At 33.1% G+C, this 24,836-nt stretch carries 21 protein-coding genes; 15 read left to right on the top strand and 6 right to left on the bottom strand.

Going from position 1 to position 24,836, the window contains the following annotated elements:
* Positions 1-67 precede the first annotated feature (67 nt).
* The 7 genes from VK164_RS10035 to VK164_RS10005 all read left to right on the top strand — a co-directional run bounded on the left by VK164_RS10035 (position 68) and on the right by VK164_RS10005 (position 8,454).
* Positions 68-2,110, top strand: coding sequence for a TonB-dependent receptor plug domain-containing protein (locus tag VK164_RS10035; protein ID WP_324209207.1), 2,043 nt, complete (start codon positions 68-70; stop codon positions 2,108-2,110).
* Positions 2,110-3,249 (top strand): lycopene cyclase family protein, encoded by a 1,140-nt coding sequence (locus tag VK164_RS10030; RefSeq protein ID WP_324209206.1) that lies wholly within the window; start codon positions 2,110-2,112, stop codon positions 3,247-3,249. The genes VK164_RS10035 and VK164_RS10030 overlap by 1 nt, the downstream gene beginning before the upstream one ends.
* 102 nt (positions 3,250-3,351) lie before the next feature.
* Complete coding sequence (locus VK164_RS10025; protein WP_324209205.1) at positions 3,352-3,762, top strand: BrxA/BrxB family bacilliredoxin; 411 nt, start codon at positions 3,352-3,354, stop codon at positions 3,760-3,762.
* Positions 3,763-3,848: 86 nt separating this feature from the next.
* Positions 3,849-4,583: a lysophospholipid acyltransferase family protein gene (locus tag VK164_RS10020; RefSeq protein WP_324209204.1), complete on the top strand. Its 735-nt coding sequence runs from the start codon at positions 3,849-3,851 to the stop codon at positions 4,581-4,583.
* A 4-nt stretch (positions 4,584-4,587) separates the two neighbouring features.
* Positions 4,588-5,577: an acyl-ACP desaturase gene (locus VK164_RS10015; RefSeq protein WP_324209203.1), complete on the top strand. Its 990-nt coding sequence runs from the start codon at positions 4,588-4,590 to the stop codon at positions 5,575-5,577.
* A 54-nt stretch (positions 5,578-5,631) separates the two neighbouring features.
* Positions 5,632-6,276, top strand: coding sequence for an HD domain-containing protein (locus VK164_RS10010; RefSeq protein ID WP_414655548.1), 645 nt, complete (start codon positions 5,632-5,634; stop codon positions 6,274-6,276).
* Between the two features lie 72 nt (positions 6,277-6,348).
* Entirely contained in the window at positions 6,349-8,454 is a 2,106-nt protein-coding gene (locus tag VK164_RS10005) for a prolyl oligopeptidase family serine peptidase (RefSeq protein WP_324209202.1), read from the top strand.
* A 48-nt stretch (positions 8,455-8,502) separates the two neighbouring features.
* Here the strand turns inward: VK164_RS10005 and VK164_RS10000 are convergent, their stop codons facing one another.
* Positions 8,503-9,099, bottom strand: coding sequence for a 2OG-Fe(II) oxygenase (locus VK164_RS10000; RefSeq protein ID WP_324209201.1), 597 nt, complete (start codon positions 9,097-9,099; stop codon positions 8,503-8,505).
* Positions 9,100-9,211: 112 nt separating this feature from the next.
* On the opposite strand from VK164_RS10000, the gene VK164_RS09995 reads away from it, so the two are divergent.
* The 5 genes from VK164_RS09995 to VK164_RS09975 all read left to right on the top strand — a co-directional run bounded on the left by VK164_RS09995 (position 9,212) and on the right by VK164_RS09975 (position 13,733).
* Positions 9,212-10,501, top strand: a complete 1,290-nt coding sequence (locus tag VK164_RS09995) for an NAD-dependent succinate-semialdehyde dehydrogenase (protein WP_324209200.1) — start codon at positions 9,212-9,214, stop codon at positions 10,499-10,501.
* A gap of 174 nt (positions 10,502-10,675) precedes the next feature.
* The gene (locus VK164_RS09990; RefSeq protein ID WP_324209199.1) at positions 10,676-12,010 is read left to right on the top strand and encodes an ammonium transporter; all 1,335 of its coding nucleotides are present in this window, start codon (positions 10,676-10,678) and stop codon (positions 12,008-12,010) included.
* Positions 12,011-12,058: 48 nt separating this feature from the next.
* Positions 12,059-12,550, top strand: a complete 492-nt coding sequence (locus tag VK164_RS09985) for a nuclear transport factor 2 family protein (protein ID WP_324209198.1) — start codon at positions 12,059-12,061, stop codon at positions 12,548-12,550.
* Between the two features lie 145 nt (positions 12,551-12,695).
* Positions 12,696-13,133: a hypothetical protein gene (locus VK164_RS09980; protein ID WP_324209197.1), complete on the top strand. Its 438-nt coding sequence runs from the start codon at positions 12,696-12,698 to the stop codon at positions 13,131-13,133.
* Positions 13,134-13,151: 18 nt separating this feature from the next.
* Positions 13,152-13,733, top strand: a complete 582-nt coding sequence (locus tag VK164_RS09975) for a hypothetical protein (protein ID WP_324209196.1) — start codon at positions 13,152-13,154, stop codon at positions 13,731-13,733.
* Between the two features lie 50 nt (positions 13,734-13,783).
* Here VK164_RS09975 and VK164_RS09970 read toward each other — a convergent pair whose 3' ends face one another.
* Complete coding sequence (locus VK164_RS09970; RefSeq protein ID WP_324209195.1) at positions 13,784-14,740, bottom strand: NAD-dependent epimerase/dehydratase family protein; 957 nt, start codon at positions 14,738-14,740, stop codon at positions 13,784-13,786.
* A gap of 232 nt (positions 14,741-14,972) precedes the next feature.
* On the opposite strand from VK164_RS09970, the gene VK164_RS09965 reads away from it, so the two are divergent.
* The 3 genes from VK164_RS09965 (at position 14,973) to mfd (ending at position 21,345) form a co-directional block, all read left to right on the top strand.
* The gene (locus VK164_RS09965) at positions 14,973-15,581 is read left to right on the top strand and encodes a hypothetical protein (RefSeq protein ID WP_324209194.1); all 609 of its coding nucleotides are present in this window, start codon (positions 14,973-14,975) and stop codon (positions 15,579-15,581) included.
* A gap of 19 nt (positions 15,582-15,600) precedes the next feature.
* Entirely contained in the window at positions 15,601-17,907 is a 2,307-nt protein-coding gene (locus VK164_RS09960) for a T9SS sorting signal type C domain-containing protein (protein ID WP_324209193.1), read from the top strand.
* Between the two features lie 174 nt (positions 17,908-18,081).
* Positions 18,082-21,345 carry a transcription-repair coupling factor gene (gene mfd / locus VK164_RS09955; protein ID WP_324209491.1) on the top strand — a complete coding sequence of 1,088 codons (3,264 nt, stop codon included), beginning with the start codon at positions 18,082-18,084 and terminating at the stop codon, positions 21,343-21,345.
* Between the two features lie 85 nt (positions 21,346-21,430).
* Here the strand turns inward: mfd and VK164_RS09950 are convergent, their stop codons facing one another.
* From VK164_RS09950 to VK164_RS09935, 4 genes are all read right to left on the bottom strand, one after another.
* Positions 21,431-21,754, bottom strand: a complete 324-nt coding sequence (locus VK164_RS09950) for a hypothetical protein (protein WP_324209192.1) — start codon at positions 21,752-21,754, stop codon at positions 21,431-21,433.
* A gap of 190 nt (positions 21,755-21,944) precedes the next feature.
* A complete protein-coding gene (locus tag VK164_RS09945) occupies positions 21,945-22,271 on the bottom strand; it encodes a hypothetical protein (protein ID WP_324209191.1) in 327 nt (108 codons plus the stop codon).
* 2 nt (positions 22,272-22,273) lie between these two features.
* Complete coding sequence (radA, locus tag VK164_RS09940) at positions 22,274-23,635, bottom strand: DNA repair protein RadA (protein ID WP_324209190.1); 1,362 nt, start codon at positions 23,633-23,635, stop codon at positions 22,274-22,276.
* A 6-nt stretch (positions 23,636-23,641) separates the two neighbouring features.
* Positions 23,642-24,832 (bottom strand): alpha/beta hydrolase, encoded by a 1,191-nt coding sequence (locus tag VK164_RS09935; RefSeq protein WP_324209189.1) that lies wholly within the window; start codon positions 24,830-24,832, stop codon positions 23,642-23,644.
* Between the last annotated feature and the right edge of the window lie 4 nt (positions 24,833-24,836).

Here is a 24,836-nt window from a genome sequence, read left to right as displayed (position 1 = left end):
GACAAATATATGTTCTTTTTTTAGATTACTAAATATTTTATTTTTAGTTTTGTCTAAAAATAAATTTATGAAAACAAAAATTTACATTTTACTTATTATATTTTCAACTTTTACTTATTCACAAACGAAAGACACTATTGCAAATAATTCTGAAATGATGAATGATGTTGTAATTTCGGGAACACTAAAGCCTGTAAAAAGACTGGAATCACCTGTGCCTGTTGAAATATATACTCCAGTGTTTTTGAAGAAAAATCCAACGTCTAATGTTTTTGAAGCTTTACAAAATGTAAATGGTGTTAGACCACAACTAAATTGTAATATTTGCAACACGGGCGATATTCATATCAACGGATTAGAAGGGCCATACACTATGGTTACAATTGATGGGATGCCCATCGTGAGTTCACTTTCTACCGTTTATGGATTATCTGGAATTCCGAATTCGTTAATTGAAAGAATTGAAATTGTAAAGGGTCCAGCTTCAAGTTTATATGGAAGTGAAGCGGTTGGTGGTTTAATCAATATAATTACTAAAAAATCTCTAAATGCTCCCTTGCTTTCTGCGGATATTTTTTCAACTTCTTGGTTAGAAAACAATGTAGATTTAGGATTTAAAAGTAACATTGGTAAAAAAGCGGTTACTTTAGTCGGCATCAATTATTACAATTACAACCAGCCTATCGATAATAACAACGATAATTTTACCGATGTAACCTTGCAAGAACGAATTTCCGTCTTCAACAAATGGAATTTCGATCGAAAAAACAATAAAGAGTTCACCATCGCAGGACGCCTTTTTTACGAAGACCGTTGGGGTGGCGACATGCAATGGAACAAATCGTATCGTGGTGGCTCGGAAGTGTATGGTGAAAGTATTTATACGAAACGCGTGGAACTTTTGAGTAAATACCAATTACCAACCAAAGAAGATATGTGTCTTTCTTTTTCGGTAACCGCTCACGACCAAAATTCGGTGTATGGAAATACGATTTACTTGGCGAATCAAAAAATCGCTTTTGGACAATATACTTGGGATAAAAAAATAGAAAATCATAATATGTTATTGGGTGCCACTTTTCGCTATCAATATTACAATGACAATACAACAGCGACTATTTCGGCAGAAAAAACAAAAATTTACAGTATCTTTCTTCAAGATGAAATAAAAATAGCAGAAAAGCATCACATTTTATTGGGTATTCGATACGATTACAACAACAATCACGGCAATATTTTTACACCTAGAATTGCCTACAAATGGAATCCAACACAAAATGATGTGTTCCGAATTAATGCAGGAACTGGATTTAGAATCGTAAATTTATTTACCGAAGAACATGCTGCTTTAACAGGTTCAAGAGATGTTGTTATTACCGAAGATTTAAAACCTGAAACTTCATACAACATCAATTTCAACTATTTGAAGAAAATTAGATTTGAAAACGGCACTTTTTTAGGTTTCGAAACTTCGGCATGGTACACTTATTTTAACAACCAAATTATTCCGGATTACGACACAAATCCTAATCAAATTATTTATTCGAACTTAAACGGCTATGCACAAACGTTAGGAGTAAGTGGTAATATAGACTTAGTCACTCCTTTCGGATTGAAAGCAATTGTTGGTTTTACGATTATGGAATCAAAAAACGTACAAAATGGCATAAGTTCACAACCTATTTTAACGGAAAAATATAGTACCAATTGGGCAATAACATACGATATTCCAAAATGGTTTTTAACGATTGATTACACTGGAAATCTTTACGGACCAATGCGTTTGCCTTTGTTGAGTGATTTAGATCCGAGGGCTGAATTTTCACCTATTTGGAGTTTGCAGAATATTCAATTTACTTATAAAAAAATTCGTAGTTTTGAAATCTATGGCGGGGTTAAAAATATTTTGAATTGGACACCTAATAGAGGAACTCCATTTATAATAGCTAGAGCAAACGATCCGTTTGATGAAGGTGTTGAATACGATACAAACGGAAATGTTTTAGCGACACCAACAAATCCATACGCCTTAACTTTTGATCCAAGTTATGTGTACGCACCCAATCAAGGAATTAGAGGTTTTTTAGGAATTCGATATACCATTTATTAATGCAACATTATCATTACATTTTCACAGGTTCAGGATTATCGGCTTTAATGACAGTTTATGAAATGCTTTTATCTGGAAAGTTTGAGGATAAATCCATTTTGCTAATTGATGAAAATACCAAAAAAGTAAACGATAGAACTTGGTGTTTTTGGGATGAAGATAATTTATTTGATGAAATCGTTTCAAAAAAATGGAATCAAGCTGTTTTTGCCAATGAAAAATTCAATCGGGTTTTAGAACTAACGCCTTATCAATACAAGAAAATTAATGGTTTAGATTTTTATGAATTGGTTTTCAAGAAGATTTCCGAACATAAAAACATTCATTTCCTAAATCAGAAAGTAGTTGATTTTACAGAATTAGGTAATCATTGTGTTGTAAAAACCAAAGAAGAAACCTTCACTTGCAACAAAATTTTCAATTCGATTTTCAATCCTGAAATTGTTACAGCGCAAAATAAATTTCCATTAATTCAACAACATTTTATAGGTTGGTTTATCAAAAGTAAAGAAGCTGTTTTTACTTCAAATTGTGCTACCTTCATGGATTTTTCGGTCGAACAAAAAGGCAATACGCGTTTTATATATGTTTTACCAACATCAGAAAATGAAGCTTTGTTAGAATATACATTGTTTTCAAAAGATTTACTTCTGAGGGAAGAATACGAATTTGAAATCCAGAAATACATTGAAAATTTAGGTATAAAGGAATACGAAATCATCGAAAAAGAACAAGGCAATATCCCAATGACGTGTTATCCTTTCTGGAAACACAATACAAAGAACATAATCAATATTGGTTCGGCTGGCGGTTGGACAAAAGCTAGCACAGGTTATACTTTTAAAAACGCATCCAAAAAATCGAAAGCTTTAGTTCGATTTCTAAAATCAGAATCCGACTTTTCGAAGTTTTATAAAAAAAATAAATTTTGGCTCTATGATTTGTTATTATTGGATATTTTAAGTTCAAAAAACGAATTAGGCTCCAAAATATTTTCTTCGATGTTCAAAAAAGGAAACTCAACTATAATTTTTAAATTTTTAGATGAAGAAACTTCTATTTGGGAAGATTTGCAAGTGATTTGGAAATGTCCGAAGATAATTTTTGTAAAAGCACTTATGACCAGAATTTTCAAATAAGTGTAAACTATGAAATCATAACAAATCTTTATGAATTGGTTTTCTATAACAAGCAAAAAACTTTGTAACTTTGCAACACGTTAACTAATAACAAATCAAATTATGTATCCAGATGAAATGGTAAACCCAATGCGTGCTGAATTAACAGATGCAGGTTTCAAAAATTTATATACGGCTGATGACGTTAAAAACGCTATCAAAGCTGAAGGAACAACATTAGTTGTAATTAATTCTGTTTGTGGTTGTGCTGCAAGAAATGCACGTCCAGGGGCAAAAATGAGTTTAGAGGGTGGTAAAAAACCGGCACATTTAATCACTGTTTTTGCTGGTGTAGATAAGGAAGCTGTAGATGCAGCAAGAACAGAAATGTTTCCTTTTCCACCGTCATCACCAAGCATGGCATTATTTAAAAATGGTGAGTTAGTACACATGTTAGAACGTCATCATATTGAAGGTCGACCAGCAGAATTAATCGCTGAAAATCTAAAAGACGCCTACAACGAATTTTGTTAATCATATTATGCTAGCATACAATAAAACCGCCATTTTTTTGGTGGTTTTTTTATTTTAAACCTTACTTTTGTGCAAATTCGTTTAAAATGGAAAAAATAATATCCTATCCACTTTCTATAGTGTATTACTTCTTTTTTTTACTTTGGTTAGTAATTTTTCACCCAATACAATGGTTGTGCCTCAATATTTTTGGGTATAATGCACATCGTTTAAGTGTTGCCTATTTAAATTGGTTTTTAGTAAGAACAACGCATATTTTAGGTACTTCCTATCATCTTAAAGGGATGAAAAACATTCCAGACAACAAACCCTTAATTATTGTTGCTAACCACCAAAGTTTGCACGATATCACTACGATTATTTGGTTTTTAAGAAAAACGCATCCAAAATTTATAAGTAAAATAGAATTAGGAAAAGGAATTCCAAGTGTTTCATACAATCTAAAGCACGGAGGGTCAGCATTAATTGATAGAAAAGATCCAAAGCAGGCATTGCCAGAAATTAAAAAAGTAGCCGAATTAATAAACAACAATAATTACTCGGTAGTAATTTTTCCAGAAGGGACTAGGAGTAAAACTGGAGCGCCTAAACCATTTGCTGTGAATGGACTAAAAATGCTATACAAATTTGCGCCGGATGCTTATTTTTTACCTATTACAATTAATAATTCTTGGAAAATGACTAAATTTGGGCAATTCCCTCTAGGTCTTGGCAATAAATTAGAGTTCCAAATCCACGAACCGATGAAAATTTCTGAGTATAAGTTTGAAGAAATTTTTGAAAAAACCGAAAAAGTAATTACCGAAAACATAAAAAAATAAACCCATGTCTATACAAAATGTACGACTAGAAGTGATGCAATTTCTAGAAAAGAAAATTGACACTTTTGTCGATGAATTTTTAATTCCTGTTGAAAAAATCTGGCAACCTACCGATTTACTTCCAAATTCTCAAAATGAAACTTTTTTTGATGATGTAAAAGAACTTCGTGAAATTGCTAAAGATTTACCTTACGATTTTTGGGTTACTTTAGTTGGGGATACTATTACAGAAGAAGCTTTGCCAACCTATGAATCATGGCTTATGAATGTTGAAGGTGTGGGACAAGAAGGACAAAATGGATGGAGTAAATGGATTCGTCAATGGACTGGAGAAGAAAATCGTCATGGAGATGTATTAAACAAATATTTATACCTTTCAGGAAGAGTAAATATGCGTGAAATAGAAATGACAACACAGCATTTAATTAATGATGGTTTTGATATTGGAACAAGTAATGATCCTTATAAAAACTTTGTTTACACTAGCTTTCAAGAATTAGCAACTTATGTTTCTCACAATAGAGTGGCGCTAATTGCAAAAAAATATGGCGATAAAAAATTACACAAAATGTGTAATCTAATTGCGGGTGACGAAATGCGTCATCATCTAGCTTATAGTGAATTTATCAATCAAATTTTTAAAGTTGACCCAAGTGAAATGATGTTAGCTTTTCAACACATGATGAAACATAAAATCACGATGCCAGCTCATTTTTTAAGAGAATCTGGGCAAAAAATAAGTACTGCTTTTGAACAATTCTCTGATTCTGCACAACGAATTGGAGTGTATACAGCTGCTGATTATGTAGATATCATGCAAAAATTAATTGATAAATGGGAAATTGATAAAATTTCAGGATTAACTGATGAAGCTGAAAAAGCAAGAGATTTCTTAATGAAATTACCAGCAAGAATGGCTAGAATTTCTGAGAGATTGGTAATTCCAGAAACAGGACATATTTTCAAATGGGTAGAACCCGCATTGGTTAGATAATTAGAATAAAGCTAAAAATCTTAAAACTAGATTTTTAGCTTTTAAATAAACGATATGCAATTAATAAACAATACAATTCTTTTTGTAAAGCAACAACTTGAAAATGCAGAAGGTGGGCACGACTGGTTTCATATAGAACGTGTGTATAAAAATGCGTTATTAATTGCTAGAGAGGAAGAATGTGATATATTAATTGTAAAACTTGGTGCTTTATTGCACGATGTTGCTGATTCAAAATTTCATAACGGAGATGAATCGATAGGCCCAAAAATTGCGCGCGAATTCTTAGAGACACAGAGTTTAAAAGAAGAATCTATATATCATGTAATTGCAATAATTGAGAATATTTCGTTCAAAGGAGGTAATTTTGAAAAAAAATTCAATTCTAAAGAATTGGAAATTGTGCAAGATGCCGATCGATTAGATGCACTTGGAGCCATTGGAATTGCAAGAACATTTAATTATGGAGGTTTTAAAAATAGAGCGCTTTACAATCCAAATATTCAGCCAAATCTCAACATGAACAAGGAAGAATATAAAAACAGCGAGTCACCTACCTTAAATCACTTTTATGAAAAGCTATTATTGCTAAAAGATAAAATGAATACGCCAACTGGTAAAAAATTAGCCGAAGGACGTCATAAATATATGGAGCTATTTCTCTCACAGTTTTATGCTGAATGGGATGGAGAAAAATAATAAACAATTATAACACAAACATTTTCTTAACATTATAATTGTTATTTTTGTTTTTATCTTATTTGAAAAATCATGAAAAACACAATTTTAATAATGGCTTTAGCAACTTCTATGGTCTCATTGGGTCAAACCCAATTAAAATATCCTAAAACCCAAAAAGGAGAAGTTATTGATGTCTATTTTGACACAAAAGTTGCCGATCCTTATCGTTGGCTTGAAGACGATAGGTCTGTAGAAACAGGCGACTGGGTAAAAGCCCAAAACGAAGTTACTTATAATTACCTTTCTAAAATACCATTTAGAAATGATTTAAAATCAAGATTAGAGCAGCTTTGGAATTACGAAAAAATAAGTGCGCCATTTAAAGAAGGTAGCTACACATATTATTATAAAAACAATGGACTTCAAAATCAATCTGTTTTATACAGAAAAGATGCAAAAGGAGTTGAATCTGTTTTTTTAGACCCAAATACTTTCTCAAAAGATGGAACATCATCACTTGGAGGAGTCAATTTTTCTGAAGATGGTTCAATTGTAGCTTATTCAATTTCAGAAGGCGGAAGCGATTGGCGTTCTGTAATTGTCATGGATGCCATTTCTAAGAAAATCTTAGAGCCTACTCTCGTAGATATTAAGTTCAGTGGTGTTTCTTGGAAAGGAAATGAAGGTTTTTATTATTCGAGTTATGACAAACCTAATGGAAGTGAACTTTCAGCAAAAACAGACCAACACAAATTATATTATCACAAATTAGGAACAAGTCAAAAAGAAGATAAAGTTATTTTTGGTTTAGAACAAAAACGCAGATATGTTGGTGGCTATGTTACAGAAGATAATCGTTTTTTAATTATTTCTGCAGCTAATTCTACCTATGGGAATGAGTTATATGTTCAAGATTTGACAAAACCAAACAGTCCAATAATTACAATTGTAGATAATTTCAACACCTCAAATAGTATAATTGATAATGAAGGTACAAAATTATTTATAGAAACCGATTGGAATGCACCTAACAGGAGAATTGTTACGGTTGATTTCAGTAATCCAAAGCCTGAAAACTGGAAAGATTTTATCGCTGAAACAGAAAATGTATTGTCGCCATCTACTGGTGGAGGCTATTTTTTTGCGCATTATATGAAAGACGCTGTTTCAGTAGTGAAGCAATATGATTATCAAGGAAAATTAGTTCGTGAAATAAAACTTCCAGGTGTTGGAACAGCAGGAGGATTTGGGGGTAAGAAAAAAGAGAAGACGTTATATTTTTCGTTTACAAATTATATAACTCCTGGTTCTACATATTCATTTGATGCGGATTCAGGTTTATCAAAAGTGTATGAAACGCCTAAAATTGATTTTAAATCAAGCGATTACGAATCAAAACAAATTTTCTACACATCAAAAGATGGAACGAAAATACCTATGATTATAACCTATAAAAAAGGATTAAAATTAAATGGCAAAAACCCAACGATTCTATATGCTTATGGTGGATTTAATGTAAGTATTACCCCAAGTTTTAGTATTGCAAATGCAGTTTGGATGGAGAATGGTGGTGTGTATGCAGTTCCAAACATTAGAGGCGGTGGTGAATATGGCAAAAAATGGCACGATGCTGGAACAAAAATGCAAAAGCAAAATGTTTTTGATGATTTTATAGCTGCAGCTGAATACCTAATTGCTCAAAAATACACTTCTTCTGATTTTTTAGCCATAAGAGGAGGTTCAAATGGAGGTTTATTAGTTGGTGCAACTATGACCCAAAGACCAGATTTAATGAAAGTTGCTGTTCCTGCTGTAGGTGTTATGGATATGTTGCGTTATCATACTTTTACCGCAGGTGCTGGTTGGGCATATGATTATGGAACATCTCAGGATAGTAAAGAAATGTTCGATTATTTGAAGGGATATTCACCGGTGCATAATGTAAAATCAGGAGTGAAATATCCAGCCACAATGGTTACAACAGGAGATCATGATGATAGAGTAGTGCCAGCGCATAGTTTCAAATTTGCGGCAGAATTGCAAGATAAACAAGCTGGAAATAACCCAACATTAATTCGTATTGATATTAATGCTGGTCACGGAGCTGGAAAATCTGTTGCAGCAACAATTCAAGAAAATGTTGATATACAAGCATTTATTTTATTCAACATGGGTTTTACGCAATTGCCAAAATAAGGGTATAACAAATTAATGCAAAAAGCTCAGTAGTTATACTGGGCTTTTTTATTTCTCAATTTTTAACCAGCCAGTTATACTCATTCTTTGTTCTTGAGTAACTAAAACTTCATGAACTAGTTCGTCGCTTTTAAAAAACACTGTTTTGCCCTGAGTTGGGGTAATGGTTTGATTTTGATGTTCTTGATAAATACATAATTCTCCACCATCATTTGTTTTCCAATCAGCATTCAAGTAGCTAATTAGCGAAAACTTCCGGCTAGAGTTGTTTTGAAATTGATCTAAATGTTTTCTGTAAAAACTTCCTTTTTCATAAAGAGAATAATGAAATTCATAACCTGTTATTCCAGTATAACAGGTTTGGTTTAAATAAACTATAAAAGCTTCCACTTGCGTTAAGAATTCATTTTCGTATACGTTGTTGTGCTTTTTATCTAACCAATAAATAGTGTCTGTACGAATTAATTCGTTATGTTGTAATTTTTTTGCATTCCCAACACCTGCTGCTTGAAGCAAGTTTTGATTCTTCAATAATAGTAAATTTTTTGTCAATTGTTTTATTAAATCTGTTCCAATAAAATTTTCGACAACACCCACTTTTGTAGCAATATAACTTGCTATTAAGGTTTCAAAACAGTTTTCCATCACATATCATACCTGAATAGACAAGTTTTGGCAAGGTAGTCTAATTAAAACGCATAAATGAGTATTTGTTAAAATAGTATTATAGCGTATCTTTACTTTGTAAATATATTCTATGGAAACAATCCTATCTTTTGCATCTTTTACACAACAAACTTGGAAACAACAGTCTGTACATCAACGTGTTTTGTTATTGCCAAAATTAGCTAAAGTGTTGTTAGAAAACAAGATAGATTATGCAACAATAATCACACAAGAAATGCACAAGCCAATCACACAATCTATTGCTGAGGTTGAAAAATGTGCGCTTTTGTGTCAGTATTATTATGAAAATGCTGAAAAATTTTTAGCCACAAAGATTATTAAAACGGATGCAACTGAAAGTTTTGTAGTGTATGAGCCTTTAGGAGTAGTTTTAGGAGTCATGCCGTGGAATTTTCCTTTTTGGCAAGTATTTCGATTTGCTATTCCAACAATAATTGCTGGAAATACAGTAGTTATCAAACATGCAAGTAATGTTCCAAAATGTGCTGAATCAATTGAATATATTTTTGAAAAAGCTGGTTTTCCAAAGGGTTGTTATCAAAATTTGCCAATTTCAAGTAATAAAGTAGCTAATGTTATCGCAAATCCTATTGTAAAAGCAGTTTCTTTAACGGGTAGTGAACAAGCTGGGATAGCTGTAGCAGCTGAAGCGGGGAAGTATTTAAAGAAATGTGTACTTGAATTAGGAGGGAATAATGCTTTTGTGGTTTTAGAAGATGCAAATGTAGAAAAAGCGGTGGCAATTGCCGTAAATGCTCGTATGCAAAATGCTGGGCAAAGTTGTATCGCCGCGAAGCGTTTTTTATTACACGAAAAAATTGCGAAGGATTTTATAACTCAATTTAAGATTGCAATTCAAAACTTAAAAACAGGAAATCCATTAGAAGAAACCACACAAATAGGTTCGTTAGCACGATTAGATTTAGCTGAAGTGTTAGAGCTGCAGGTTCAAAAATCAATAGCAATGGGTGCTAAATTGGTTTTGGGAGGAAAAAGAAAGGAAGCTTTTTATGAGCCCACAATTTTAACCGAAGTATCAACTGAAATGCCTGTTTTTAGAGAAGAAACTTTTGGGCCAGTTGCTGCAATTATAGTTTTTAAATCTATTGAAGAAGCTATTGTATTGAGTAATAGGTCAGAATTTGGTTTAGGAGTTTCGGTTTTTACGCAAAATATAGCCGCAATTAAATCGCAAATTTCTGCATTTAATGAAGGAGCGGTTTTTATCAACGAAATGGTAAAATCGGATCCAAGAGTGCCTTTTGGTGGAATTAAAAAATCAGGATATGGAAGGGAATTGGCAGAAGAAGGTATAAAAGAGTTTGTAAATATAAAAACAGTTCTAATTAATACGCTATAAAATTTTGAATCAATAGAAATTAATTTTGATTTTTTTAGATAAAACACAATTGGGTGTATAAATATAGGGTTAAAATTGAATTTTTACTAAAAATAGTAATTAACCCCTTATTTTTTATGTATACAATGTTTTAAAAATGCTTTTTTTGTAATTTTACCCTATAAATTTTAGGGTATGAAAATAGAAAAACGCTGGATTGTTTCTTTTGTAATCATTTGCTTTATTGCTACTGCTAGTTTATTTTGGGAAAACAAAAATGAATTGCGAGCAAACTTCCTAACTGATGAAGCTATTAATTATGCCGATGTAGCTTGGTTATTAACTTCGTCTTCTTTTGTGTTATTAATGACGCCTGGATTATCTTTTTTTTATGGAGGAATGGTGGGAAAAAAGAATGTAATTTCTACGATGTTACAAAGTTTTATTTCACTCGGTGTAGTGAGTTTGCTCTGGATAGTGGTGGGATTTAGCTTGGCTTTTGGAGAAAGTTTAGGATTTGAAATAGGAGGGAAGCATTATGGAATAATTGGAAATCCATTAGATTTTATGTTTTTTGATAATGTGGGTTCCTTACCACATAAACAGTTAGCAAGTACAATTCCATTTGTTTTGTTTGCTTTGTTTCAAATGAAATTTGCCGTAATTACACCAGCTATTATTACTGGTTCATTTGCAGAGCGTGTTCGTTTTATTTCGTATTTGCTTTTCATTTGTTTGTTTACTTTGTTTATTTATACTCCATTGTGTCATATGGTTTGGCATCCTAATGGATTGCTTGGAAGTTATTTTGGTGTGAAAGATTTTGCAGGTGGAACAGTTGTTCACATGAGTGCAGGTTTTGCTGCTTTGGCTGGTGTTTTGGTTTTAGGTAAGAGAAAAAACAGTGAGCATATTCCTACCAATATTCCTTTTGTGTTATTAGGAACCGGAATGTTATGGTTTGGTTGGTTTGGATTCAATGCAGGTTCGGCATTAGCGGCAAATGGAACAGCAGCAATAGCTTTTGCAACCACCACAGTAGCTTCTGCTTCAGCAATGTTAACTTGGATATTTTTTGACAGATTAAATGGTAGAAAAGTTTCTGCTTTAGGTGCTTGTATTGGAGCGGTGGTAGGGTTAGTTGCTATTACACCAGCTGCTGGTTTTATTTCCATACCTAAGAGTATTTTCTTCGGATTTATTGCAGCTATCGTCTCTAATAAAATGTTATATTGGAATAAGTTGAAAGCAATTGATGACACACTAGATGTTTTTGCTTGCCACGGAGTTGGGGGAATTATGGGAATGATATTGACTGCTGTTTTTGCAGAAGGAGAAAATGCGAGTTTATTACATGGTGGTTGGTCGGTTTTTGGACATCATATGATGGCATTAGTTTTAGTTTCATTATTTACTTTTCTGGGTTCATTAATACTATATAAAGTAACAAATTGGTTTATTCCATTACGTGTTTCCGAAGAATCTGAACGTATAGGACTTGATTTATCGCAACATAACGAAAAGTTTTAAAGATAAAATGGTATTTTTGATTTGTTTATAATTAAAAGTTAGACTATCATGAAAGTATATTATCTCTTTTTTCTAGTATTAATGAGTTGTGCTTCAACACAAAACACAAGCGATAAAAAAGCTGAAATCACATTTTTTTTAGACAATTGGCATAAAGCTGCAGCAGAGGCAAATTATGATAATTATTTCAACGCAATGTCAGACGAATCAATTTTTATAGGAACTGATGCTACAGAGAATTGGAATAAAACTGCATTTCAAGCTTTTGCAAAACCTTATTTTGACAAAGGAAAAGCATGGAACTTCAAAGCTATTGAGCGCAATATTTATTTTAGTCAAGACGGTAAACTAGTGTGGTTTGATGAATTATTAAATACACAAATGAAAATATGTCGAGGTTCTGGTGTTTTAGTGCAAGAGGATGGACAGTGGAAAATAAAACATTATGTGCTTTCTATGACGGTACCGAATGAGAATACAAATGATGTAGTAAAAATAAAAGCACCTATTGAAGACAAAATACTTTTCGAAAAAAAGTAAGGATAAACAAAAACAACATTCAATCCCAAGATAATTTGTCTTGGGATTTTTTTTGACCAAATGTTAAAATTTACTTTTTTTTCATTTTGAGAAAACCAATATAATTTTCTTCTCGTAAATGCATCTAAACAAAATTCTCAAAAAAATGAAAATCAATAGAAAAGTCAAAATTATTGCAGGAAGTATTCTCGGAATATTTGTACTTCTTTTTTTGGTTTTAGTAGTGCATATCGCAACCGCAAAACCAGTTGAAATTGATAATGCTTCGCTTCAAATTAGTCGAATTGATTTCAAAGAACCAATAGATTCGCTCAAAGCAAAAGAGATTCACCGAAATTTAAAAAAAATACCAGGTGTAAAGACAGATAGATTAAATCAGGAAACTGGTGTTTTGGTTTTTTTTCATGATACAAAAGTGGCCAATTCTCAAACCATCTATAATCAATTGATAGCTATGGGAAATTACAAAGCAGAACGTTTTGTTGTACCACAAGCTATTGCAAATAAAAAGGTTTGTCCTGTAATGAATGACGATAGTTTTAGCTATAAATTTTCAAGAGGCATCCAACGAATTTTTAATTAATATCCAAATACAATTACTATGAAAAATTTTTCAAAATTAGCCTTAGTGGCTTTATTTATTGCTTCAGGAGCATTTATGACATCTTGTAATGACGATGACAATAAAGCAGCGGAACCAGCATCTTTGTATGCAAAACTAGGAGGAACTACAAAGGTTTCTGATCCAAACAATCCAGGACAAATGATTGAGCAAGGACGTTTAAGTTATCGTTCGGTTGTAGATTCAACTATTACATTAATTGTGGCAGATATTGTCACGGGAGCTGAAGGAAATTTAGGCGCTCATTTTGCCCCTATTGTTTCCGAAGTTTCAAGTGGAAATGCTACAAATGTTTCTATTTTGAGCAAAAATTTAACAGATTTCTTTTCAGCAAATACAGGTGGTGGTGCTACTAATGTTTATACAGGTTTAGATATGGTAGCGGCACATGATCCGGCTCAAAATCCTCGTATGGGTGTAAAATCTACTGATGCTGATTACGATAAATTTATTGGTTATGTTGGTACAGCAGCAGGATTGAATGGTGTTACGGATCCACAATTAATAAATGAAGTTGTAGCTGTGTTAGAATCATTGAGAGCTCCTATAGTTCAGGAGTAAGTTTGTTTTTTGTTTTAACTAAAAACGCTCCAAATATTTGGAGCGTTTTTTTATTTTTTATAAACGTGTTCTTTTAAATTTTGGAACATATCTGTTGTCATTGTTGAAATGTCGAAATCATTTTTCCAACCCCAATCTTCTCTTGCTGATGAGTCATCAATACTCGCAGGCCAACTATCTGCAATTTTTTGTCGGAAATCAGGTTTATAACTCAATTCAAATTCAGGATAATGTTTTTGAATTTCAGCTCCAATTTGTTTTGGCGTAAAACTCATTGCTGCTAAATTATATGAAGAACGTATTTTAATTTTTTCAATTGGAGCTTGCATAATACCAATAGTTGCTTTTATTGCATCGTCCATATACATCATTGGTAATTCGGTGTTTTCTGATAAAAAACTAGTAAATTTCCCATCAGTAATAGCTTTGTGATAGATGTCAACAGCGTAATCTGTTGTGCCTCCACCCGCTTCAGTACTCCAACTAATTAGCCCCGGATAGCGTATACTTCTTACATCTACACCATATTGTTTGTTGTAATATTCACACCATCTTTCTCCTGTTTGTTTTGAGATACCATAAACAGTTGAAGGCTCCATTATGGTATATTGAGGTGTGTTATGTCTTGGTGTTGTAGGTCCAAAAACCGCTATACTTGAAGGCCAGAAAATTTTCTTAATTTTTCCTGCTTTGGCTAAATTTAAAACATGAAACAATGAATTCATATTTAAGTCCCAAGCAAAAGCTGGGTTTTTTTCTGCTGTTGCCGAAAGTAATGCAGCCATCAAATACACATCCGTAATATGATATTGCTCTATTAAGTGCTCAATTTGATTATAATCCAAAGCATTAACTACTTCAAAAATCCCATTATTCACCACATCGTTATTCAATTTTCTGATATCAGAAGCAATAACATTGTTAACACCATAAGTTGCTCTTAACTTAGCAGTAAGTTCGGTACCTATTTGACCACAAGCACCAATTATTAAAATTTTCGTGTCCATTTGATAGAATATAGAGGAAACAAATATAACGTTTTCGAATGAATTGAAAAGCTACAAATTTGTTATATTTTTAGTAAAAACCTTATTTTAATCCGTATTTAATAAAAATCAGCACATAAAATGAGAATTATTGAAAAGGCAACTAATTGCATATCAAAGCAGTGTCAAGATATTATTAGATTAGCACGGAGTTTTTATAAACATTTGTACCTTTGTTCTTTAAAATAGAAAAATGAAAGGTTTTATAGTAAGTATATTGGTTTTAACGTTAGGGTTATTTGCCTGTGAAAATGATTCGCAACAACAATTGGAAGCGCAAAAAATAGCAAGAAAAAATGAAGCGGTTTTTAAAAATATTTCCAAAATGTGGCAGTTTCATTTTCCAAATGCAAGACCAGAAGTTAAAGCAACAATAAACTCTTGGAATGAATGGAGACAATTTGAAATTGAAATGCTTCAAAAACCAAAATCTACCTTATCTGCTTTTCAATTAAAAACCAAAAATTTATCATCAAAAGCAGATACTTTGGCGTTTACAATTCCATTTGAATATAAAAAACCTCAGGTGTTGAGTAGAATAACAACTTTAAACACTAAATTAAAATCTTTAGAAACTTTCATGAATTTACAAGTAATTCCTGAACAAAAAGTAGCTAAATTAATTCCAGAAATTAACGAAGAAATAAAAGGTTTGTATAATCAATGGGATGAAATCATCATTAAAAAAGCCATTCCTAAAGAAATTGGTGAAGAATTAATGTTACAAGCATTAGACACCGCAAGAAATGCCAGACCTTCTCAAATGAATGAGAAAATGGAAATTTCAGACAAAATGAAATAACAAATTAAATAGTTACAAAATGAAAAAAAATCATCCCTATAGATTTTTAGTAATTATAACTTTATTGTGCTTACAGTTTAGTTCAGCTCAAAACACATTGTTTTCAGATTATGCTTCAAATTATGGTTCCTGGACCAATGGGAGCAACTCAGGAACTGGTTTTTCAACTTGGGATTTGTGGACACAAAACACGGATGCTACACACTATGCAGGGCATTTTTTAGGAAGTTCAGCAGGGCAAGGATTTGGAGACATCAACTCAAGTGGGACTTCATTTTCAATGTATGCAAATCCGTCAGGCACTTTTGTGCAAGCAAATGCGCAACGATTTTTAACGAGTACGGGTTCACCAGCTGTAGGAGGAAGACAATATTTGTTGCCAGGACAATCTTTCAAAATAGATTTAGCCATTGCTTTTAGAAATGGATATAAAGGAATTGATTTGATGGATCAAAATTTTGGTCTACTATTTAATTTTAATGTTGGCTCAGATATTTATGGAGCAACAACAAACGCTAATTTAGGTTGGGCATACAATCAAGCGTCAGTTTTTCAATTGCAAGTGAACCAAACGGATACAAACGCTTATGAAGTTATTATTACAAGAGGTTCTGATGTTTATACTTCAGGAATACGTATAGGACAATTTTCTGGATTTAAATTATATGTAGGAAATACAGATGGAGGGAATGATTTGCATAATCTACATGCAAATAATTTAGTTGTTCAAAACTGTGCAATGACAACCACTTGGAACGGAACATCTTGGGATAAAGGAGAACCAAATGCAAATAAAAATGTTGTTTTTACTGGAAATTATGCTTCCACAGCTGGATTTAATGCTTGTTCTATATCTGTAACAAATAATACGGTTGTTACCATTAATGCAACACATACAGTAACTGTTGAAAATGGGGTGACTGTTGATGTGGGTTCTAATTTTATTTTTGAAAATAATGCTTCGTTATTACAAACCAATGCAAGTGCTGTAAATGTTGGTAATATTACATACAAAAGAAATGCAGCTCCTATGCGTCAATATGAGTTTACCTACTGGGGTTCACCAGTTGTAGGTCAGGTGCTAAATGTGTTTTCACCGTTAACATTAGGCGATAAGTTCTATTCATTTAATGCAGCATCAAATCAGTGGGTAATTGAAAATCAACTCAATGTAATGACACCTGGAAAAGGTTATGCTATACGCGCTCCTCAAGGCTACACTTCTACTCCTCAAGTATTTAGTGGTGCTTTTGTTGGTGTTCCAAATAACGGGAATGTAGTAGTTCCTGTGGAAGCCTATAATGTTTCTTTAGGGAATTATAATTTTTTAAGCAATCCTTATCCTTCAGCAATTAGTGTTGTGAGTTTGGTAAATAATTCAAGTTTGGGATCATTTTATTTTTGGACACATAACACACCAATTAATGCTAATGTGTTTACAGCTGATGATTATGCAGTAAGAACAAAATTTATTGGTGTAGCAGCTGTTTCCGGAGGAACTTCGCCAAGCGCTTATATTTCTGCAGGCCAAGGTTTTTTTGCACAATCAAATGCTACTGGTAATGTAACTTTTACAAACGCAATGCGTGTTGCAAACAATAATACACAGTTTTATAAAAATAGCAATGCTAATATAAGTGTACAAACCGACCCAGACTTTTATTTTATGTGGCTAAACATGACTAATTCTGGAGGTGCTTTTAAACAATTGGCATTAGGATATTTAGACGGAGCAACAGATGGTTTTGACAACGGAATTGATGCGCCATCTGCGGCAGGAACGTATATTAGTTTTTACACTTTGATTGGTACAGCACCTTATGCAATTAACGGAAAAGCTTATCCATGGGATATAGACGACACGTTGGCAATTGGTTATACTTCAACATTAAATGGAAGTTTTGATATTGCAATTGACCATTTTGATACTTTTTTCAATGATAAAGATGTTTTCTTAGAAGATACAAGTAATGGCACTTATCATAACCTGAAAATAAGTCCATATACTTTTACAACAGCGATTGGAACTTTTGATTCGCGCTTTATATTGCATTATCAAGATTTGTCATTATCAAATCAAGATTTTACCGGAAATGAAAATTCAGTATATATTTTCAAGAACAATAATCAACCGAAAATCATTTCAACAAAATCAAATATTACAAATGTAATGGTTTACGATATGTTAGGAAGAATTGTCTTTTCAAAAGATAAAGTAAACGCTTCAGAACTTGTCCTTTCAGATTTAATAGCGAACAATCAAGCATTAATTATTAAAACAACATTAGAAAATAACGTAACAGTTGCTAAGAAATTTATTTTTTAACAATCGTTTCAGTAATATAACCACTACTTTTCTATTGAAAACGTAGTGGTTTTTTTATTTTTGTAGTCAATTAAAAAATTCATTTTGAGCAAGTCCGACATTATATCCATTTACGATAAGTCATCAAAGATTGCCGTTTTAGAAAGTACATTCGCAGCACGCCAAAAGTCTCAAATGACTGGTTTGGTAGGATCGTCGTTGTCTTTTGTGGCACATTCACTGTTTAAAAAATCCGAACTTCCTTTCCTGATTTTATTCAGTAATAAAGAAGAAGCGGCGTATTATTTAAACGATTTGGAGCAATTAATTAATGCCGAAGACGTACTTTTTTACCCGAGTTCGTACCGAAGACCCTATCAAATTGAAGAAACCGATAACGCCAATGTTCTTTTACGGGCTGAGGTTTTAAACCGAATCAATTCGCGAAAAAAACCTGCGATTATTGTTTCTTATGCTGAAGCTATTTTCGAGAAAGTCGTTACCCGAAAAGAATTAGAGAAAAACACGTTGAAATTGTCAGTTGAAGACAAACTTTCTATTGATTTTATTAATGAAACCTTGTTTGAATACAATTTCAAACGCGTAGATTTTGTTACCGAACCGGGCGAATTTTCAGTTCGTGGTGGAATTATCGATGTGTTTTCATTTTCCAACGATAATCCGTACCGAATCGAATTTTTTGGTAACGAAATCGACAGCATCCGAAGTTTTGATGTTGAAACACAATTATCGATTGAAAAACTGAAAAAGATTTCGATTATCCCAAATGTTGAAAATAAATTATTGCAAGAGAACCGTGAAAGTTTCTTAGATTATATCAATGAAAAAACGGTTTTAGTCATTCAAAACACCGAATTATTAGGACAACAATTGGATAAATTATTCGACAAAGCCAATGAAGCTTTTGAGAAATTATCTAAGGATATTCAGCACGCGCCACCAGAAGAATTATTTTTAAATCAAAAGCAGTTTTTAAGATGTGCACTTGATTTTTCAGTGATTGAATTGCATGCTAACGCTGTCTTTAAAACCGATAAAAAAGTCGAATTTCATATTCAGCCGCAACCTTCTTTCAATAAACAATTTGATTTGTTGTTGAACAATTTGAGCGAGAATCATTTTAATGGGAACAAAAATTATTTGTGTTGTTCCAATGAAAATCAGGCGAGTCGTTTTCATGATATTTTCGAAGATATTGATGAAGCTAATCACGAAAGCATTCGCAAGCAATATAAAACTATGGTGTTGCCTTTGTTTGAAGGTTTCATCGACGAAGAAAATCAAATTGCGTGTTACACCGATCATCAAATTTTTGAGCGTTACCATAAGTTTTCCATCAAAAATGGCTATTCTAAAAAGCAAACCATTACGTTAAAAGAACTGACTTCATTGTCGGTTGGCGATTATGTAACTCACATCGACCACGGAATTGGAAAGTTTGGTGGCTTGCAGAAAATTCAGGTGGAAGGCAAAACGCAAGAAGCCATAAAATTGGTTTATGCCGATAACGATATTGTGTATGTGAGCATTCATTCGCTACACAAAATCTCAAAATATAATGGGAAAGATGGTGCTCCTCCTAAGATTTACAAATTAGGAAGCAACGCTTGGAAAACCCTAAAACAAAAAACAAAAGCACGTGTAAAACACATTGCGTTCAACCTAATTCAGTTGTATGCTAAGCGAAGATTAGACAAAGGTTTTCAGTTTGCACCCGATAGTTATTTGCAAAAAGAATTGGAAAGTTCGTTCATTTACGAAGATACGCCAGATCAAGTTACTGCAACCTTAGACGTTAAAACCGACATGGAAAGCGAGCGTCCGATGGACCGATTAGTCTGTGGTGACGTAGGTTTCGGAAAGACAGAAGTTGCCATTCGTGCAGCTTTTAAAGCGGTAGACAACGGAAAACAAGTTGCGGTTTTAGTGCCAACAACAATTTTGGCGTATCAACATTTTAGAACTTTTTCGGAACGTTTGAAAGATATGCCGGTTACCGTAAGTTATGTGAACCGATTTAGAACGGCAAAACAAAAAGCTGATACACTTCAAAAATTGCAAGAAGGAAAAGTGGATATTTTGATTGGAACACATCAATTGGTGAATAAAAATGTGGTATTTAAAGATTTAGGTTTGTTGATTATCGACGAAGAACAAAAGTTCGGAGTGAACGTAAAAGACAAATTGAAAACCATTGCTACAAATGTCGATACCTTGACATTAACCGCCACTCCAATTCCGAGAACGTTGCAGTTTTCGTTGATGGCGGCGCGCGATTTATCGGTAATTACAACACCTCCGCCAAATCGTTATCCAATTGAAACGCATGTGATTCGTTTTAACGAAGAAGCCATTCGTGATGCGATTTCGTATGAAATTCAACGTGGTGGGCAAGTGTTTTTTATCAATAACCGAATTGAAAACATCAAGGAAGTTGCCGGGATGATTCAACGTTTGGTTCCAGGAGCAAAAGTGGGCATCGGTCATGGTCAAATGGATGGGAAAAAATTAGAAGAATTGATGTTGGCTTTCATGGAAGGCGAATTTGATGTTTTGGTCGCAACCACCATTATCGAAAGTGGTTTAGATGTGCCAAATGCCAACACGATTTTCATTAATAACGCTAATAATTTTGGATTATCTGATTTACACCAAATGCGAGGTCGCGTGGGAAGAAGTAATAAAAAAGCGTTTTGTTATTTCATTACGCCGCCGTATTCGATGATGACGGGTGAAGCGCAAAAACGTATTACAGCTTTGGAACAATTTAGCGAATTAGGAAGCGGTTTCAATATTGCAATGAAGGATTTGGAAATTCGTGGTGCGGGGGATTTATTAGGTGGTGAACAAAGTGGTTTTATCAATGAAATTGGTTTTGATACCTACCAAAAAATCATGAACGAAGCCATTGACGAGTTGAAAGAAAACGAATTCAAAGAGTTATACCAAGAAGAAAACGACATCGAAACCAAAGAATTTGTCAAAGACATTCAAATTGATACCGATTTCGAATTGCTCTTCCCAGATGAATACATCAACAACATCACCGAACGTTTGAATTTATACAACGAGTTGAGCCAAATTAAAGACGAAGCCACGCTACAACAATTCGAACAAAAACTAATTGACCGCTTTGGTGCCTTACCAAAACCAGCTGTTGCCTTACTAAATAGCGTGCGTATCAAATGGAAAGCAACCGCAATGGGAATTGAACGTTTAATGATGAAACAAGGCAAAATGATTGGTTATTTTATTGGCGATCAACAAAGTGATTTCTACCAAAGTAACCGTTTTATGAAAGTGCTACAATTTGCCCAACGCAACGGCAACGTATGTAAGATAAAAGAAAAAGAAACCAAAAATGGCTTACGTTTATTACTGACTTTTGATAATGTAAAATCAGTGAATAAGGCATTGGAGTTGTTGGAGGGGATTTAGTTTTTTTTAATGTATTGTGGGCACGGAATGCAATTCCGCGCTATCGTTACGTTAACATATCAGAAGCGGTTGGTCTATCTGGTTTTTAATCATCCAAATTTACAAATTCAACTTTCGTTTTATATTTTTCATATTTACCTAAACGTAAACTACTTTTACTAGGGTCTTTTGAAGAATAATAAACTTTGAAGTTACAATTTTTACAAATAAGTTCATCTTTAATTTTACTAAAATTTCTGACTGATGTATTACCAATATATTCTTTATCGTTTACAATATATCTATAGTGAAGGCTAATACTTCTTAGATTTTCTGTTGTATATTGAATAGTCCCAAAAGTATTGCATTTGTAATTATCAATCTCATAAAAAAACAAGAATTGTTTTATAATTAAAACACTAATAATCATGATTGGAATAACTATTCCAAATTTTAGAAAATACTTTTATATTTTTTTTATATTTTTCATTTACTTATTTTTCATCAATTAAATCACTAGTAGAACTTTTTAAAGTTGAAGTACTTTGGAAAATTAGTAAACCCGACCGCTCGGATTTCTCACCGCAATGATAGATCAATTTTAAACCTGACAGGTTTATTTATCCTCTAAAAAAATCATTAAAATCTCGTTTTTCTTTTAATTTCTTTAGTTTTTTCTTGTCTTGAATCGTAAAAGTTAATAGCATGATTGCACAAAGTACAATATAAGAAAGTGCTACAACAGTATAGCTTAATGGATAGTTGTAATCAAAATAAAAGATTAAATTTTTAGAATTTTTAGCAGTGTATTCTGGAGCAATTAATGTCACTAAAACACCAACTACAACCAATCGTAGCCAATAATTTTTTAAATAACTGGGACGATTTTCTAATTCTTGAATTTGATAGTCAAGACTTTTTAACCTTCGTTCTTTTAAATCACTCATAATTACCCAAACAACTCACTCACCACATCTTCAATCTTCGCTACTAAAACAATTTTGATTCCGGTATTTTTCAAGGAAATTTTATTGTGTTTGGAAACAAAAATGGTGGTAAATCCTAATTTTTCAGCTTCTTGAATGCGTTGTTCAATGCGGTTAACGGGTCTGATTTCGCCTGAAAGGCCTACTTCTCCTGCAAAGCAAAAACCTTCGGCAATGGCAATGTCTTCGTTTGAGGATAAAATAGCAGCTACAACGGCTAAATCAATCGCAGTGTCTTCTACTGAAATTCCGCCTGTAACGTTTAGGAAAACGTCTTTGGTGCCTAATCTAAAACCTGCACGTTTTTCTAAAACCGCTAAAATCATGTTTAAGCGTTTAGCGTTGTAACCTGTGGTGCTGCGTTGTGGAGTTCCATAAACAGCGGTGCTTACTAACGCTTGAATTTCAATCATCAACGGACGCATTCCTTCTAAAGTAGTCGCAATTGCAGTTCCTGAAAGTTGCTCGTCTTTGTGTGAAATTAAAATTTCCGATGGATTGTCGACTTCACGTAAACCAGAACCTTGCATTTCGTAAATACCTAATTCGGCAGTAGAACCAAAACGATTTTTTAATGAACGTAAAATGCGATACACGTGATTTCTATCGCCTTCAAATTGTAAAACGGTATCCACCATGTGTTCCAAAATCTTTGGTCCGGCGATGGTTCCATCTTTCGTAATGTGTCCGATTAATAAAACCGGCACATTCGATTCTTTGGCATATTTAATCAACTCCGCCGTACATTCTCTAATTTGAGAAATACTTCCCGCAGATGATTCAATATAATCGGTATGCAAGGTTTGAATCGAATCGATAATCACGATATCCGGTTCAATTTCTAAAATTTGACGGAAGATATTTTGGGTTTTGGTTTCGGTTAAAATGTAGCAATTATCACCAGTTGAGGTAATACGTTCGGCACGCATTTTAATCTGTTTTTGGCTTTCTTCTCCCGAAACATAAAGCGTTTTGTAAGGTAATTTTAAAGCAATCTGCAAGAGCAACGTACTTTTTCCAATCCCTGGTTCGCCACCTAACAACGTTAAGGAACCTGGAACTAGTCCGCCACCCAAAACCCGATTCAACTCGTTATCTGTTGTGTTCAATCGGATTTCTTGTGCGGTATCTATTTCTTTGATCAGTAAAGGTTTGGTGGCGACTTTAGAAGTAGCACTTGTGGTTTTCCATGCTGCTTTTTCTTCTTTTTGAACCAATTCTTCTACAATGGTATTCCATTCTTTACAAGCGTTACATTGTCCTTGCCATTTTGAATATTGGGTACCACAGTTTTGACAAAAGAAAGCCGTTTTTACTTTACTCATTTTGTTTTATTCTGTTTTTTCTGTTGGAGTTTCTGCCGGAGCTTCTTCAGTAGGTTTATCTTCTTTTCCTTTTAAAGCCTCGGCTTTATTCAGCATATAATCTTTTGTTAATTCTCTAATTTCTTCTTGTGTATAAGCTTTTTGATATTCTTTTAATGCTTTTTTAAAGTTACCTGTTTTCTCATAATACATTGCTTGATGGTAGGTTCCTAAGATTGTTTTTGGGTAATGTTTATTAGCATAATTAGACAACGTTTGGAAATCTTCATAGGCTTTGTTCTTCATAATCGCTGCTTCAATAGCTTTGAAATCAGATAATCTTGGTTTGATTTGTAGTCCTAATTTTGTATTTAAATCGTCATACTTTTTAATTAAATAATCAGTATAGCCAGATTCTAATTTTAAGATTTTATCTTGGAATTCTACCATAGAAATAGGTTGGTAACCATCAAAAATAAAATATAGTGCATTAGGGATTGCTTTTGCTACTAACGAATAATGAGATGCACCTTTAAAAGTGTCGTTTTGATATTTAAAAGTTGGATTTGGAATGGCTTTAATATTTGTATCTAATTCGGTTGCTTTTTCGTTGATTTCAGGTAAATCACTTTCACCTGTTGCTTGATAGTAAAATACAGGCTTTGTAATTTTTGCTAAACGTTCAGCTACTCTGGTTTCCATAGCTGGAGCCATCTCAGGAGCTAATGAAATATATGCATTAAAGATTGGGTTGTCTTTGTATAAATAAAAATTTAAGAATCCAGCAGTAGTGTCGTGACCTGCAATTACTCTAAAAGGAAGTGTTCTGTATTTTGATTCAACATAAGGATACAATTCTTGTCCTACAAATTCAAAGAAATTTGCTCCTGTGCCTGATGGAAATCCTGCTTCATCAAATTCGCTATCAGCAAAACGAGTTTCCCCATTATTTTGATTAATTGCAATGATAATCATTTCAGGTAAATCATCCCAGTAACTGCCATATTTTAAAACACCTTCAAAAGGATCTAATAAATATTCCCCATCTAATAAAACTAATGTAGGGTATTTTTTTTCAGGACTTGATTCATAAGAAGGGGGTGTAACCACTGTAAAAGTTCTTGTTCCAATCTTTTTTGATTCAAGGGATTCATTAGTACGTTGTGCAAAAAGTGCATTAGTAGCTAATAAAATTAGCAATAGTAGTTTGGTTTTCATTATA

Source organism: Flavobacterium sp. (assembly GCF_035299005.1).
In the GTDB taxonomy this organism is placed as follows: domain Bacteria; phylum Bacteroidota; class Bacteroidia; order Flavobacteriales; family Flavobacteriaceae; genus Flavobacterium.
Note: the sequence above shows the minus strand (reverse complement) of the source record. Positions and strands in the feature narration are given on the sequence as shown.

Coding starts and splice junctions, on each gene's coding strand:
- VK164_RS10035 (WP_324209207.1), top strand. CDS start 68: ATGAAAACAAAAATTTACATTTTACTTATTATATTTTCAACTTTTACT.
- VK164_RS10030 (WP_324209206.1), top strand. CDS start 2,110: ATGCAACATTATCATTACATTTTCACAGGTTCAGGATTATCGGCTTTA.
- VK164_RS10025 (WP_324209205.1), top strand. CDS start 3,352: ATGTATCCAGATGAAATGGTAAACCCAATGCGTGCTGAATTAACAGAT.
- VK164_RS10020 (WP_324209204.1), top strand. CDS start 3,849: ATGGAAAAAATAATATCCTATCCACTTTCTATAGTGTATTACTTCTTT.
- VK164_RS10015 (WP_324209203.1), top strand. CDS start 4,588: ATGTCTATACAAAATGTACGACTAGAAGTGATGCAATTTCTAGAAAAG.
- VK164_RS10010 (WP_414655548.1), top strand. CDS start 5,632: ATGCAATTAATAAACAATACAATTCTTTTTGTAAAGCAACAACTTGAA.
- VK164_RS10005 (WP_324209202.1), top strand. CDS start 6,349: ATGAAAAACACAATTTTAATAATGGCTTTAGCAACTTCTATGGTCTCA.
- VK164_RS10000 (WP_324209201.1), bottom strand. CDS start 9,099: ATGGAAAACTGTTTTGAAACCTTAATAGCAAGTTATATTGCTACAAAA.
- VK164_RS09995 (WP_324209200.1), top strand. CDS start 9,212: ATGGAAACAATCCTATCTTTTGCATCTTTTACACAACAAACTTGGAAA.
- VK164_RS09990 (WP_324209199.1), top strand. CDS start 10,676: ATGAAAATAGAAAAACGCTGGATTGTTTCTTTTGTAATCATTTGCTTT.
- VK164_RS09985 (WP_324209198.1), top strand. CDS start 12,059: ATGAAAGTATATTATCTCTTTTTTCTAGTATTAATGAGTTGTGCTTCA.
- VK164_RS09980 (WP_324209197.1), top strand. CDS start 12,696: ATGAAAATCAATAGAAAAGTCAAAATTATTGCAGGAAGTATTCTCGGA.
- VK164_RS09975 (WP_324209196.1), top strand. CDS start 13,152: ATGAAAAATTTTTCAAAATTAGCCTTAGTGGCTTTATTTATTGCTTCA.
- VK164_RS09970 (WP_324209195.1), bottom strand. CDS start 14,740: ATGGACACGAAAATTTTAATAATTGGTGCTTGTGGTCAAATAGGTACC.
- VK164_RS09965 (WP_324209194.1), top strand. CDS start 14,973: ATGAAAGGTTTTATAGTAAGTATATTGGTTTTAACGTTAGGGTTATTT.
- VK164_RS09960 (WP_324209193.1), top strand. CDS start 15,601: ATGAAAAAAAATCATCCCTATAGATTTTTAGTAATTATAACTTTATTG.
- mfd (WP_324209491.1), top strand. CDS start 18,082: ATGACTGGTTTGGTAGGATCGTCGTTGTCTTTTGTGGCACATTCACTG.
- VK164_RS09950 (WP_324209192.1), bottom strand. CDS start 21,754: ATGATTATTAGTGTTTTAATTATAAAACAATTCTTGTTTTTTTATGAG.
- VK164_RS09945 (WP_324209191.1), bottom strand. CDS start 22,271: ATGAGTGATTTAAAAGAACGAAGGTTAAAAAGTCTTGACTATCAAATT.
- radA (WP_324209190.1), bottom strand. CDS start 23,635: ATGAGTAAAGTAAAAACGGCTTTCTTTTGTCAAAACTGTGGTACCCAA.
- VK164_RS09935 (WP_324209189.1), bottom strand. CDS start 24,832: ATGAAAACCAAACTACTATTGCTAATTTTATTAGCTACTAATGCACTT.